A 13,205-nucleotide genomic window follows, 5' to 3' on the forward strand; every position below is an offset into this window, starting at 1 on the left:
GGCAATCACCCCTGCCACTTGCCCCCTTCAACAATCACACTCTCGGGCCGGGTGTCATCACTCAGTTCTTTGCGCACATATTGGTCATACAGCTTGAGCAGGTATTTCTCCTCGCCCAACCTGGCCAATTCGCTGTTGACCCAATCACGCAACTCGAGATTGCCCTTTTTCACTGCCGGCGCAATCGGCGCCTCGGCTCCGAGCTTTTCCTCGAGCACGCGATAGCCCGGGTTCTGCTTGGCCCAGCTGAACAGCACCAGATTGTCCTGCGCGTAAGCATCGCCACGACCATTGGCCAAGGCTTGCAGCGACTCGGAGTTTTTCTCGAACTTGAGCAGTTTCCAGTCCGGGTGGTTTTTGGTCAGCCAGATATCCGCGGTGGTGCCGGTGGTGACAATCGTGGTGCGCGTCGCCAGATCATCCAGTTTTTTCACTGAACTGCCCTGCGGCACCAGCGCCTGCACGGCCACCTTGAGGTTCGGGTTGGTGAATTCCACCGCTTCCTTGCGTTCCGGGGTGACGGTCATGTTGGCGAGGATCAGGTCGACCTTGTCGCTCTGCAAAAATGGAATGCGACTGGCCGGCTCGACGGCGACGAACTCGACCTTGTTTTCGTCGCCGAGCAGATCCTTGGCGAAGCGCCGGCCAATGTCGGTGTCGAAGCCGACGTAGCGCCCGGCCTCATCGACGAAACCGAACGGGGGCTTGTCGGTAAATACACCAACGATCAATTTGTCGCGGGCCTTGATCTTGTCCAGATAACCCGAGGGCGCGGGGCTTTCGCTGGCGACTTTCGGCTTTGGTGGCTCTTCGGTCTTACCGCAACCGGCAAGCAAGGCGAGGCTGAGCAGGGGCAGTAACAAAGCGGCAGTTTTCATAGCAGTTCCAGTTCCTTTTTCGGATTCGATTCTGGCGATGTGGCAACGAAGGAGAACTTCTCCAGAAACTGCTGCGCGCGTGCGGTTTGCGGGTTCGTAAAGAAAATCTCGGGGGGGGATTGTTCGAGGATGCGCCCGGCATCCATGAACACGATGCGGTCGGCCACCGCGCGGGCGAAGGCCATTTCGTGAGTGACGATCAGCAGGGTCATGCCTTCGCGAGCCAGACCCTGAATGACTTGCAGCACTTCCTTGACCATTTCCGGGTCGAGGGCGGCGGTGACTTCGTCGAAGAGCATGACCCGTGGATTCATGCACAGCGAGCGAACAATGGCGATGCGTTGCTGCTGGCCGCCGGAGAGCTGACGCGGGAAAGCATCGCGCTTGTCCAGCAGGCCAACACGCTCAAGCAGGGCTTCAGCCTGCTGTTGCGCTTCGCGGCGCTGGCGCTTCTGAACCTTGAGCGGGCCGAGCAGCAGATTGTCGAGCACGCTCATGTGCGGGAACAGGTGATAACTCTGGAACACCATGCCGATCTGCTGGCGAATTTCGCGCCAGTCAGTGGCCTTGTCCAACAGCTCTCGGTCGAGGAATTTCAGGCTGCCGCTGTGGGCCTCTTCCAGACCATTGAGGCAACGCAGCAAAGTACTTTTGCCGCAACCGCTGGGACCAAGAATGACGAGCACTTCGCCGCTCTGCACTTGCAGGTCGATGCCATCGAGCACCTGCTGCGCGCCATAGAATTTGTTGAACCCGTGAAACTCGATCAGTGCGCTCATGCTTTCGTCCAGCGCCGCTCCAGCACGCGCGAAGCGGCCGAGAGCGGGTAGCAGATGAAAAAGAAAAACAGGAATAATGCGCCGTAGATCAGTACCGATTCGTAGGTGCGCTCGATGATCTGCTGGCCGACCTTGATCACATCCACCACGCCAATCAGCACCGCCAGGGAACTGGTCTTGATGATCCGCGTATAGACATTGATGGTCGGCGGCGTCATGCGCTTGAACGCTTGCGGCAGCAGCACGTAGCCATAGAGTTGAGCTGCATTGAGGCCGATCGACAGCCCTGCTTCACGCTGTCCGCGCGGCAACGAATGCAGCGCACCGCGCGCTACCTCGCCAACTTCGCTGGCGCCCCACAGCGACAGCACCAGCACCGCGCACCAGAAGCTCGGCAGGCTCAGACCGAAGAAAATCGGCAGACCGAAGAACAGCAGATACAACCAGACCAGCACCGGAATTGCCCGGAACAGCTCCAGATAGATGCGCAGAATCGCGTTCAACCACGTTACGTTCAAAGTGCGCAGAACACCGTAGAGCACACCGCCGATCGTACTGATGGCGATGCTCAGAAACGAGATCGACAGGGTTTGCCCGGCGCCTTTTGCCAGTTGCGGCAACGATATCCACAGCAACTCAAGACCCGAACTGGCCATGCTGGAGCCTCCTTTCCAGTCGGCTGAGCAACAGCGACAGCGGCAAGAACAGCAGCACGCAGATCAGCGTCAGCACGGCGAGCATTTCGTAGGTTTTGTAGTAGAGCGCGATATAGCTCTTGGTGGTGTAGAGGATTTCCGGCACCGCCACGGCCGAAACCACGGTGGTTTCCTTGAGCAGGAAGATGAAATTGGCGAACAGCGACGGCAAGCTGAGGATGCCCGCCTGCGGCAGGATCACATAGCGCAGCAACTGGCCGTGGGACAGGCCAATCGACCGCCCGGATTCCAGTTGCGCCTGGGGCACCGCATCGATGCCGGCGCGCAGCACTTCGGTGAGATAGGCGCCACCAAGGAAGGTCATGGTGATGATTGCCGCAGTGAAACCGGAAACCTGGATCCCCACCGCCGGCAACGCGAAGTAGACGAAGAACAGCTGAATCAGCAACGGCGTGTTGCGCGCCAGCTCTACGTAGAGGCCGACCAGTTTTTGCAGGTATGGCGTGCGAAACACCAGAATCGTCGCGTTGAGCAGCGCCACCAGCAGCGAAGTGGCGATCGCAATCAAACCGACCTGCAGAGTCACGCCGACGGCTTTGAGAAAAGCCGGCAGAGTGCTGAGGATAAAGGCGTAGTCGAAAGTCATGAAGCGTCCTGACGCTGCTTGGTAAGCGGCGATGATGCAATCCATGGACGGCGGATGGCCGTCCGGCAGGCACTGACTTTATAGGTATAAAAACCATAATTTAAATACCTTTAAAGCATATTGATATCACCCAAAAAACTATCCTGTGGATTTGCCGGGAAGGAATAAGACGGCTATTTTTCTTTGCGCTGTAGGACGGATCTTTTTTCCACGAAAGACCTCCAAGGAACCACAGCTTTTGGCCAGACTCTCCGGCCCATTCACCACAAGGAAGAACAACATGGACGTAAAAGTGCCGCAGCGGCTGGATCCGCAGGACATTGTGAAATTGCTGGTGGCGTTGAGACGGGCGTTGAAGACCACAGCGTAAATCAAAAGCCCCTCACCCCAGCCCTCTCCCGGAGGGAGAGGGGGCCGACCGAGGTGTCTCGCGTTGTACATCGACCTGGAAGATCTTGGCGATTATGGCTTGGCTGGGCTTCAGCGATGCTGGATTCAGAGCGATACGTTCAGGTCGGCGTATCTCTCGAATATCCCCGTATCGGTTCCCTCTCCCTCTGGGAGAGGGTTAGGGTGAGGGGCTTTTTAACGCACACACAAAAACGCCGATGACCATCAAGGCCATCGGCGTTTTTGCATCTGAAGCAGATTCACTCAAGTCAGATCAGAACGCCGGCAACACCGCGCCGCTGTACTTCTTCTCGATGAAGGCTTTGACTTCCGGGCTGGTCAGGGCCTTGGCCAGTTTCTGGATCGCGTCGCTGTTCTTGTTGTCCTCACGGGCAACCAGGAAGTTCACGTATGGCGAGTCAGCGCCTTCGATCACCAGCGCATCTTTCTGCGGGTTCAGCTTGGCTTCCAGCGCGTAGTTGGTGTTGATCATGTCCAGATCAACTTCCTTCAGAACGCGCGGCAGCAGGGCCGATTCCAGTTCCTTGAACTTGAAGTTATGCGGGTTCTTGGCGATGTCTTTCGGCGTTGCCAGAGCGTTTTTCGGATCTTTCAGTTCGATCAGGCCGGCCTTCTGCAGCAGGATCAGGGCGCGGCCGCTGTTGCTGCCTTCGTTGGGGATGGCGATGGTTGCGCCGTCCGGCAGTTCAGCCAGGGTCTTGTACTTGCTCGAGTAGCCACCGAACGGTTCAACGTGGACGCCCTGCACGGTCACCAGGTACTTGGATTTGTCGTCCTTGTATTTGCCTTGGTTGAAGCTGTTCAGGTACGGCAGGGTCTGGAAGTAGTTGGCGTCCAGACGCTTCTCGCCGACCTGTACGTTCGGTTGCACATAGTCGGTGAAAACCTTGATCTCCAGATCCACGCCCTCTTTGGCCAGGGTCGGTTTGATCAGCTCAAGGATTTCAGCGTGGGGCACCGGCGTTGCGGCAACCACCAGTTTCTCGCCGGCGTTGACGAAAGATGCCGTCAGAGCAGCCGCCAATGCGGTAAACAACAGAACCTTTTTCATGCAGTGTCCTTATCGAAAATCACGGTCGTCATCGACGACGGCATTTAATACGTGTGCCAGTGAAGTGATATCGCTGGCGTGAGGCGGACAATACCCGGATTTTTTATTCCCGGACAATAACGTTTATTCAGCTTCATATTCCATTTTGTTCATGTTGAAGAAAACGCTCACACCGCCTCGCTCAAGCGAATCAGCCAGTCTTTCAAGGCCTTACGCTCTGCACTGCTACCACCTATATGGGTCTGCCTGACCAGACGTTCGATCTGAACCTGCGGCGCAGACGCGTCAGGCAGGTTCAGATGTTCCGGCAGGATTTCGTCGCCGGTGCTGACCAGCAGGGCAAAGTGGATGACGTTTTCCAGTTCGCGAGTGTTGCCCGGCCAGCTGTGTTGTTCGAGCACGTGCTGCGCGGCTTCGCTGATCAGCGGCACGGGCAAGTCGAGACGCTGGCTGTAGATGCCAAGGAAATACTCGGCCAGCGAGAGAATGTCGCCGGTGCGCGCGCGCAACGCCGGCAGCTCCAGATGACCCTCGCTGAGGTAGTGATAGAGTCGCTCGTGGAATTTCCCGGCGTCCACGGCCTGGGCCAGATCGATGCTGGTCGCCGCGACCAGGCGCACATCCACAGGGCTCGGCTGATGCGCACCGACGCGGGTGACTTCGTGGTTTTCCAATGCCGCGAGCAACTTGATCTGGATCGGCAGCGGCAGATCGCCGATCTCATCCAGGTACAAGGTGCCGCCGTTGGCCGAACCGAACCAGCCAGCGCGGCTGCTGGCCGAACCGCTGTAGCTGCCGGCGGCGTAGCCGAACAGTTCGGCGTCGGCGTAGGTCGGGCTGATCGCGCCGCAGTTCACCGAAACGAACAGCCCGCTGCGATCACTGGCGCGGTGGATATGCCGGGCGAGCAGCTCTTTACCGGTGCCCGTCTCACCACGAATCAACACTGAAATCGAACGTGGAGCCAACTGCTCCAACTCCTCGCGCAATTGCCGCGAGCGTGGGTCGACGAACACCAACGCCTTGGCGCGAATGCTCAGGGGGCTTTTTTCCGCATCGGGAAAGGTCAACAAGGGCTGACCGAAGGTTTCGAGACTCATGGCAGGCTCCCGCCCAAAACCGCCAGCCGACGGGGGCGTTGAATAGTAAGGTCAGGCGCGACGGCGGGCCTGATGTTCCAGACGGTTTTGCAGGCGATACAGATAGGCAAACCCCTGCTCCCAACGCTGATGCCCGGACTTGACGTTGATGTGCCCGGCCCCGGCGAGAATCCCCGCCTCCGCGCCCCAGTTGCGCGCCAGTTCCAATGCGCGCGGCGCACTGACGGCGGCGTCGTTGTCGGAGCTGACGACCTGACTGGGGAATGGCAACAGGTCCGTCGGAATCGGTGCGAAGTTGCGCAGCGCTGGCGCGCAGGCAGGACGCTCGACATCGGCCGGCGCGACCAGCAACGCCCCGCGCACCTGACGCAGGTACTGCAACGGCGCAGTCGCCGCCCAGTGAGCAACGGTGATGCAACCGAGGCTGTGAGCGATGAGAATGACCGGCGTGCTGTCGGCGGCAATCGCTTCGGCCAGCGCGGCGACCCAGTCCTCACGGCGCGGCGTCAGCCAATCGGTCTGCTCGACCCGCGCGCTGTTCGGCAGGCTGTTCTGCCAGTGGCTTTGCCAATGATCTTCTGGCGATCCTTGCCAGCCCGGCACAATCAGGTAGCGGATTGATTCGTTGCGCATGGGGAAGCTCTCCTGCGGCGTGTCTGTTCCGGGTCGAGTATAGGGATGGGAGTTATATTCGTTAAGGAATAAGAAGCTATTTATTAATACCCATAATGCATATGAGGCGTTCCCACAGGGTGAGTGTGTTGTGGCAATAACGCGGGATAAAAAAAGGGCCGCACCCTGCCAAGGAGACGGCCCCGGAAAAGCAAAAACCTGTCACCGCGCAGTAATCACCGACAACTTGGTAATCCCCGCCCGTTCGATCGAAGCCATGGCTCGCGCCACTTCGCCGTAGTTCACCCCGTCATCGGCCTGCAATTGCACGCGCACTTCCGGGTCCTTGGCCTTGGCCGACTTGAGGTTGAATTCCAGCAAGTCGGGCTGAATCTGGTCCTTGTTGATAAACAGCTTGCCGGCGCCGTCGATGCTCACCACCAGCGGATCCTTCTGCTCGACCGGTGCCACCGCTTCGGTCTTCGGCAGGTTGATCGGGATCGCGTTGGTCAGCAGCGGCGCGGTGACGATAAACACCACCAGCAGCACCAGCATCACGTCTACCAGCGGCGTCACGTTGATTTCGCTGAGCACCTCATCCGTGTCTTGCGTGGAGAAGGCCATATCAGGACGCCTCCTTCACTTTTGCCGCGTTGCCCGACGTTGCCACCTTGTGTGCGGTCGGGTGGATCAGCACGCGGAACGCGCTCTTCTGCGCCAGGCTGTAGAAGTCGTGGGCGAAGTCATCGAGATCCGCTGCGGTCAATTTCAGACGGCGCAGAAAGTAGTTGTAAACCAGCACCGCCGGCACCGCGACGGCGATCCCCACGCCAGTCGCGACCAGTGCCGCACCGATCGGGCCGGCCACGGTTTCCAGGCTTGCCGAACCAGCGGCGCTGATGCCTTTCAACGCTTCCATGATTCCCCACACCGTGCCGAACAAACCAATGAACGGCGAGGTGCTGCCAATACTCGCGACCACCGCCAGACCGGTTTCCAGCGAACGGCGCTCGCGCACGATCTGCTGGCGCAAGGCGCGTTCGAGGCGATCCTGATGGTTGATCGCCTGGCTCAGGTCATTTGCCTGCGGCGCCTCGCCCACCTGGATCGCCGCATAACCGGCCTGCGCCACTCGCGCTGCGGCGCCGGGCTGGGTTTCGCTCAACTCTGCCGCGGCATCCAGGCTCGACGCCGCCCAGAAACGTTTATGAAAGCGCCGATCCTGCGCTTTCAAACGACCGAACTGCACAGCCTTGAGCAACGCCAGGCCCCAAGTGGCGACGGAAAAAACCACCAGCAGCCAGATCACCGCGCTTTCGATGGATTCCAGTGGAGATGCCAGTAACGTCATGATGTGTTCCCTCGTGTAAACATTTCGCGCGAATTTGGTTTCGGTTTAATGAATCTTGAAATCGATGGGCACGCTGACCCAGCCGTCCTGGGCGACATCACCCTGCTTGGCCGGGACGAAGCTCCAGCGCTTCACAGCGTTGAGCGCGGCGTCGTCGAGCTGCTGGCGGCCACTGCTTTTGGCAATCTGAATCTCGCCCGGTTTGCCGCTGGCCAACACATGCACCCGTAACAACACCGTGCCCTCCCAACCGCGACGCTGGGCCAGCGACGGATATTCCGGCGCCGGGTTTTTCAGGTATGCCGCATTGGCTGAAGCCGGGGTAACGGGCGCAGGTGCCGGTGGCGCGGGGGGCGCTGGCGCTGCGACCGGGGCTGCCGGTTTCGTTGGCGCTGGCGGCTGCTCTACCGGCTTCGGCGCGGGTTTGGGCGGCAGTTTCACCACCGGTTTGGGTTTGGCGATCGGCTTGGGCGGCGGCGGTTTCACCGCCAACTCGTCCTCCACTGGCGGTGGCGGCTCGACCACGGGCACCGGTGGTGGCGGCGCATCAACCGGCGGCGCGGGCGGAGCCGGGCGTGAAAACTCGATGGTCATCGGCGGAATTTCCGGCGGCACCACCGGCAGCACCGGCGTCGGTTTCTGGCTGACCCAGTAAATCACCGCGCCATGCACCACCAGCGCGAGGACACCGAGCAGAAGGGTTTCGCGCCGACTCAAAATGCCCTTGGGCGCACGTTGCAAACGCAACTGTCCCAACGGCACACGGTGCGGCCGGCCAAGATCGACCAGTTCGCCACTCGGCGTGTGCCGCCACAGCAATTCCCCTGCGCTGGCGGCGGTTTGGACATTGCCCATTGTTCAACTCCCTGCGGTCTCTTTCGTTCTACGAGCCAAAGCGATCGACCCGCCATTCTTGAACCCACGGCGTAGTCGATGGGGGTAATCATTGGGCTTGCACGCTTATCACCGAAAGTAATCTTTGACGTTATGCATAGGCCTTCAAGGAATATGCAAATCGCCCGTTTTCACCGAAGCCGCGCACCACAAGGGCTGCAGCGATCTGCCATAAACGCCATGCTTTTACGGCATGAAAAGTATTCGGCTACGGCATCCGTTAACGCCTTGAAAGGCTGTTTTTGGTTCGCTGATTGCCGACGTCATGCGCCATTGCCGTCGTCGCTGTCGATCAGCTGCGTCTGCTTGCCGGCGCCGCTGAGGACTGGTTGAACGGCCATCTCCAGGTCAGCGCCTTGATAGCCCGATCAGAAGTCGTAGCGTCCTGTAACACCCAGGGTCCGTGGCGTGCCGAGCAGGCCTTCATAGCCGCCGTTGCCGCCGGTCCACAGAGTCGTGTAGTAGGTTTTGTCGAAGGCGTTTTTCAGCCACAGCGAGACATCCCACTGGCCCTGATTGAAATCACCGCGCAGGCCAGTAGAAAAGTTGACCACCGCGTAACTGGGGATCTGCCCGTAATCGGAATCCTCGACCGTGCCCACCGCTTTGGAGCGGAACGCGTAGCTGCCGGTGACGTAGGGTTCGAAGCCGTTATCCAGATTCCATTTGTATTCGCCATTGGCGTTGCCGATCCATTTCGACGCGCCGACGACTTGATGGCCGCTGAGATCGCAGGAGGCCGGTGCACCCGGGGCCTGGCTGACTTCCGGCGGGCACGGTGCATCCTTGTACGAGAGGTAGCTGACGTCGTTGTACGAGCCGTTGAAATTCAGGGTCAGGCCACGCAGCGGCACCCAGGTGCTTTCGAACTCGATGCCACGCGAGCGCACCGAGCCTGCGTTGGTCAGGTATTGCACGCGGTTGGCGGCGTCATAGGCGTTGGTCTGGTAGGCGTTGACCTGGGTCCAGAATACGTTGGCGTTGAGTTGCAGGCGGCGATCCCACAGGGTGCTTTTGAAGCCGAGTTCGGCGTTGTTGGCGCGCTCGGTGCCGATCAGTAACGAGTCGGCGCCAGCGGTAGGTGCGGAGCCGACCGCGAGGTTGACCCCGCCGGATTTCTCGCCGTGGGACAGCGTGGCGTAACCGAGCACGTCATCGGTGATGCGATAGCTCAGGTTGAGCAGTCCCGAGGGGCTGGAGCTGTACTGATTCAAGTCACCGGAATCGTAGACGCCGGCACGCCCCCGACGCGCATTGGCTGCCGCGCCGGCCACAGCTACACCGCCGACCGGCGCGTTGCGGCCGACCGAGGCGTTTTTCTCTTCATAGGTGCCACGCACCCCGGCAGTGAAATCCAGGCGTTCGCTCAGGTGCCAGGTGCCTTGGGCAAAGAGGGCGAAACTGTCGGTCTGGATATGGCCGTTGCCGATGCTGGTGACATTGGCCAGGCTGCCCGCCGGGGTGCCATTCCAGATGTCGGCCTGCGGGCCGTAATAGGAGAAGGATTTGTTGTCCAGATCCGAGCCGAAATAGTAGGCGCCAACCACATAATCGAAGAACTCACCCTTGGGCGAGGCCAGGCGAAATTCCTGCGAATACTGTTTGTCTTCCACCGACACGCCGGCGTTGTAACTGGCCGGCACGTTGAGGCCATCGTCGTTGCGCGGGGTGAAATTCCAGAAACGATAAGAGCTGACCGACGTCAGGGTGAAGTCGCTCGGCAACGTCCAGTTGGCTTCCACCGACGTGCCGCCCTGATGCACGGTGACGTGCTGGTCGTTATCGAGATTGACCTTGCGATGCCGGCCGTTGACCAGCGTTGCCCCGGCTGCACTGGCCCGCGATTCATACAGGTTGACGCCGTTGATGGTCGGCCCTGTGTTGTACAACACGCGAGTGCCGGCGCTGGAATCTTCTTCGTTGTAATCGCCGATCCAGCGCAGATTGAAATCTTCATTGGGCTTGAACAACAGCTGCGCGCGGAAGCCCTCGCGGGAGCCGCCGTTGAGGTCGTGGCCGTCGTATTCGTTCTTGATGTCGCCGTCACTGCGCGTGCGATACGCCGAGAAGCGCCCGGCCAGCTGGTCGTTGAGCGGTCCGGAAATCGTACCCTTGGTCTGGAAGTACCCATCCTCGCCGACCGAGGTTTCGATGCTGCGTTCAGGCGTGAAACTGGGCGCGCGGGTGCTGATGTTGATAACCCCGGCGGTGGTGTTCTTGCCGAACAGCGTGCCTTGCGGACCGCGCAAGACTTCGAGCTGCTCGATGTCCATCAGATCGAACACCGCCATCCCCGGACGGCCCAGATAAACGTTGTCGATGTACAGGCCAACGCTGCCTTCCAGGCCATCACTGGCCGGGTTGTTACCGAGGCCACGGATCGACACGCTGGACTGGCGCGCATGCATGTAAGCGACGTTGACGCTGGGCACCAGTTGCTGCAAGTCCTGAATCCGGTAAACCCGTTGCGTCTCCAGATTCTGCCCACTGACCACGCTCATTGGCGTCGGCACGTCTTGCGAACTTTCTTCGCGGCGGCGCGTGGTGACGGTCACGGTTTCCAGCTGCGAACCGTTGGCCGCCGCTGTGCCTGCGGGGACGGGCGGAGGGGTTTCGGCTTCGGCGGCATAGCCGTGAGTCCAGCTGGCGCTGCCTGCCAGCAACAGCGCCAAAGGCAGGCGTTTGAGCCGTCGGGGAGATGGGGGTAACGCGAGATTCAACGGACTCATGGCGCGGCTCCTGGTCAAAAAACACACAGACATCTTCAGTGCTGCATATTCTTTTCAGTTATTTATTTATGGATTTACAAATATTTACTGCATAAGAGATTGCCTTTATAAGGAGTCGACCTAATGCATATCCAATGCATTTCCCGGATATTTTTTATGTGAAAAATGCATATCGACTTGCGCCAATTGCGTCACTTCATCGCTCTGGTTGAGCAACGCAGCTTTGTCGCTGGCGCGCAGGCGGTGAACCTGTCGCAGTCGGCATTCAGCCGCAGCATCCAAACACTGGAACACAGCGTCGGCTGCCAGTTGGTCGACCGTGGGCGCAAGGAATTGCCGCCGACCAAACAGGGCCAGGTGCTGCTCGAACATGCACGGCGACTGGTCAGCGGTGCGCAGCAGATGGCCAATGAGATCAGCCAGTTCAATGGCCTCGAAGCCGGGGAATTGCGCTTTGGTTGCGGGCCGGCGCCAGCCGGTGGATTGATCCCGCGCGCGATCGGCGCATTCATCGGCCGCTACCCGAAGGCGCGCGTACAGTTTCTGGTCGATGACTGGCAGAGCCTGAGCAAACGCCTGCTCAGCGAAGAGTTCGAATTTTTCGTCGCCGATACCCGGCAATTCGAGGCCGACCCGGATTACCAGACCTACCGCTTGCGGGCACGCAAATGGCATTTCTGCTGCCGCGCCGGGCATCCACTGACGGCGTTTGAACGCATCACTGCCGAGCAATTGCTGAGTTATCCACTGGCGGTCAGCATCCGCCCGCCGAACCTGCGCAAGGTCATCGTCGACCTCAGCGGTCGTCCGGATTTCACCCCGAATGTGGAATGCGAAAACGGCTCGAGTCTATTGAGTGTGGTGTTGCGCTCGGAGGCGATCGGAATTGTCGGCGCGTATTCCGATGCGCTGCATCTGGCCAAGGGTGAGCTGGTCTGTTTGAAGATCGAAGGCCTGGCGGATGACCTGGAGGAGCTGTACACCCGCTATGGCATTGTCAGCCGCGCGGGGTATCGGCTGTCGCCGCTGGCCGAGGCGATGATCGAGCAGATAAAAGCGATTGATCAGCAGGATGAGGAGGTTTGCTCGCTGGATCGGCTCGCGGTCTAAGCACCACTTCCAAGGTCCACCTGGGGGCAGAAGGCACTGCTTGCCCCATGCGGAACAACAATTTCAGATTGCTATTCACTTCACGTGATAGGTGCGAGATGCGCTAGGAACGGATGCAACTTCGCTAACGGTCTGCACAGCCTCAATCACGCAATCCCCGGCTGGAAGATGGACAGGAATGTTCCACGTCCAACTTTCATCATCCACCACGCCCTTGCCCAAGCTCATCGAAGGGTTACCGATCAACCAGACCTCCATCGAGGCGCCAGGGTGACCGAGTCCGCTGACTTCAACATGCGAGTCAACTTCTCCTGGGTATGGCAAACGAATGGTGGGTTGCGACGGCCTGACAAAAAAACAGTGAGCTTCGGTCCATACACATTCCCCGTTCATGCATGACTGGGCCTTGACACACGTCTTACCGGGCCTAAGAACGACGTCACCGCTCCCGCCAACGTGCCACTCGGATGTCGAATACACAGGCCCGGTACCGAGCACCTTGCTTTCGTCGTCGGACATAACCACCGTAACGTCCGCCCCAGGCTGACCTGTCCCAGCGAAAGAGGTCCCTTGACCTACGTGCCCTTCCTCAGGGGGATGAGTGAACTGAACAACCGGCAACTTGATGGTAAAGGTGACAGGCGCGGTATCTTCAGAATATTCCATACCCTGTTCATGCCTGGCAACGATGCTGTTGCTGCCATAAGGCATGGCAAATTTCCAGTCCAGGATGCCTTCCCATGTTCCGTCCTCCCTAACCTCGAACTGACTGTTGGGCTCCCACCATCCTTTGTGAAAATACACCCAGACTTTCGCCGGTGGTTTCAAAGTGCTGGAGCCTGATACAGGGATTTTTTTTGTGAGGAACTGGTCGCCAGTCTGAGGCGTACGAATTGTCGGTGGGGGTAAAGTCGGCGTATTTGTCTCTCTAGGCTTATTCATTTCCAGAGTTTCCATAGCGGTGAGGTGCTTTCATACTCGGGTCATG

13 protein-coding genes are annotated in these 13,205 nt (G+C 59.3%); 1 reads left to right on the forward strand and 12 read right to left on the reverse strand.

Annotation, left to right across the window (positions count from 1 at the left end; all coding sequences use genetic code 11):
• Nucleotides 1-5 precede the first annotated feature (5 nt).
• The 11 genes from ACYSTU_RS10135 to ACYSTU_RS10185 form a co-directional block, all read right to left on the reverse strand.
• On the reverse strand, nucleotides 6-878 hold the full coding sequence (locus tag ACYSTU_RS10135) for a transporter substrate-binding domain-containing protein (RefSeq protein WP_498997942.1): 873 nt from the start codon (nucleotides 876-878) through the stop codon (nucleotides 6-8).
• Nucleotides 875-1,657, reverse strand: a complete 783-nt coding sequence (locus ACYSTU_RS10140) for an amino acid ABC transporter ATP-binding protein (protein ID WP_264364350.1) — start codon at nucleotides 1,655-1,657, stop codon at nucleotides 875-877. Before ACYSTU_RS10140 ends, ACYSTU_RS10135 begins: the two co-directional genes overlap by 4 nt.
• Nucleotides 1,654-2,313 (reverse strand): amino acid ABC transporter permease, encoded by a 660-nt coding sequence (locus ACYSTU_RS10145; RefSeq protein ID WP_498997949.1) that lies wholly within the window; start codon nucleotides 2,311-2,313, stop codon nucleotides 1,654-1,656. Before ACYSTU_RS10145 ends, ACYSTU_RS10140 begins: the two co-directional genes overlap by 4 nt.
• Nucleotides 2,294-2,959: an amino acid ABC transporter permease gene (locus ACYSTU_RS10150; protein WP_016772220.1), complete on the reverse strand. Its 666-nt coding sequence runs from the start codon at nucleotides 2,957-2,959 to the stop codon at nucleotides 2,294-2,296. Before ACYSTU_RS10150 ends, ACYSTU_RS10145 begins: the two co-directional genes overlap by 20 nt.
• A gap of 664 nt (nucleotides 2,960-3,623) precedes the next feature.
• A complete protein-coding gene (locus tag ACYSTU_RS10155; protein WP_024011156.1) occupies nucleotides 3,624-4,421 on the reverse strand; it encodes a MetQ/NlpA family ABC transporter substrate-binding protein in 798 nt (265 codons plus the stop codon).
• Nucleotides 4,422-4,588: 167 nt separating this feature from the next.
• A complete protein-coding gene (locus tag ACYSTU_RS10160) occupies nucleotides 4,589-5,521 on the reverse strand; it encodes a sigma 54-interacting transcriptional regulator (RefSeq protein WP_024011155.1) in 933 nt (310 codons plus the stop codon).
• A 51-nt stretch (nucleotides 5,522-5,572) separates the two neighbouring features.
• Nucleotides 5,573-6,154 carry an alpha/beta hydrolase gene (locus tag ACYSTU_RS10165; RefSeq protein WP_498997957.1) on the reverse strand — a complete coding sequence of 194 codons (582 nt, stop codon included), beginning with the start codon at nucleotides 6,152-6,154 and terminating at the stop codon, nucleotides 5,573-5,575.
• Nucleotides 6,155-6,355: 201 nt separating this feature from the next.
• On the reverse strand, nucleotides 6,356-6,757 hold the full coding sequence (locus ACYSTU_RS10170; protein WP_024011153.1) for an ExbD/TolR family protein: 402 nt from the start codon (nucleotides 6,755-6,757) through the stop codon (nucleotides 6,356-6,358).
• Nucleotide 6,758: 1 nt separating this feature from the next.
• A complete protein-coding gene (locus ACYSTU_RS10175; protein ID WP_041477454.1) occupies nucleotides 6,759-7,484 on the reverse strand; it encodes a MotA/TolQ/ExbB proton channel family protein in 726 nt (241 codons plus the stop codon).
• 45 nt (nucleotides 7,485-7,529) lie between these two features.
• Nucleotides 7,530-8,339 carry an energy transducer TonB gene (locus ACYSTU_RS10180; RefSeq protein ID WP_264364345.1) on the reverse strand — a complete coding sequence of 270 codons (810 nt, stop codon included), beginning with the start codon at nucleotides 8,337-8,339 and terminating at the stop codon, nucleotides 7,530-7,532.
• Between the two features lie 407 nt (nucleotides 8,340-8,746).
• Nucleotides 8,747-11,107, reverse strand: coding sequence for a TonB-dependent receptor (locus ACYSTU_RS10185; protein ID WP_264364344.1), 2,361 nt, complete (start codon nucleotides 11,105-11,107; stop codon nucleotides 8,747-8,749).
• Nucleotides 11,108-11,272: 165 nt separating this feature from the next.
• Here ACYSTU_RS10185 and ACYSTU_RS10190 point away from each other — a divergent pair, with 165 nt between their 5' ends.
• A complete protein-coding gene (locus ACYSTU_RS10190) occupies nucleotides 11,273-12,217 on the forward strand; it encodes a LysR family transcriptional regulator (protein WP_498997968.1) in 945 nt (314 codons plus the stop codon).
• A 75-nt stretch (nucleotides 12,218-12,292) separates the two neighbouring features.
• Here ACYSTU_RS10190 and ACYSTU_RS10195 read toward each other — a convergent pair whose 3' ends face one another.
• Nucleotides 12,293-13,159 carry a hypothetical protein gene (locus ACYSTU_RS10195; protein WP_498997971.1) on the reverse strand — a complete coding sequence of 289 codons (867 nt, stop codon included), beginning with the start codon at nucleotides 13,157-13,159 and terminating at the stop codon, nucleotides 12,293-12,295.
• Nucleotides 13,160-13,205 lie beyond the last annotated feature (46 nt).

The sequence above is a fragment of the Pseudomonas glycinis genome (assembly GCF_054871425.1).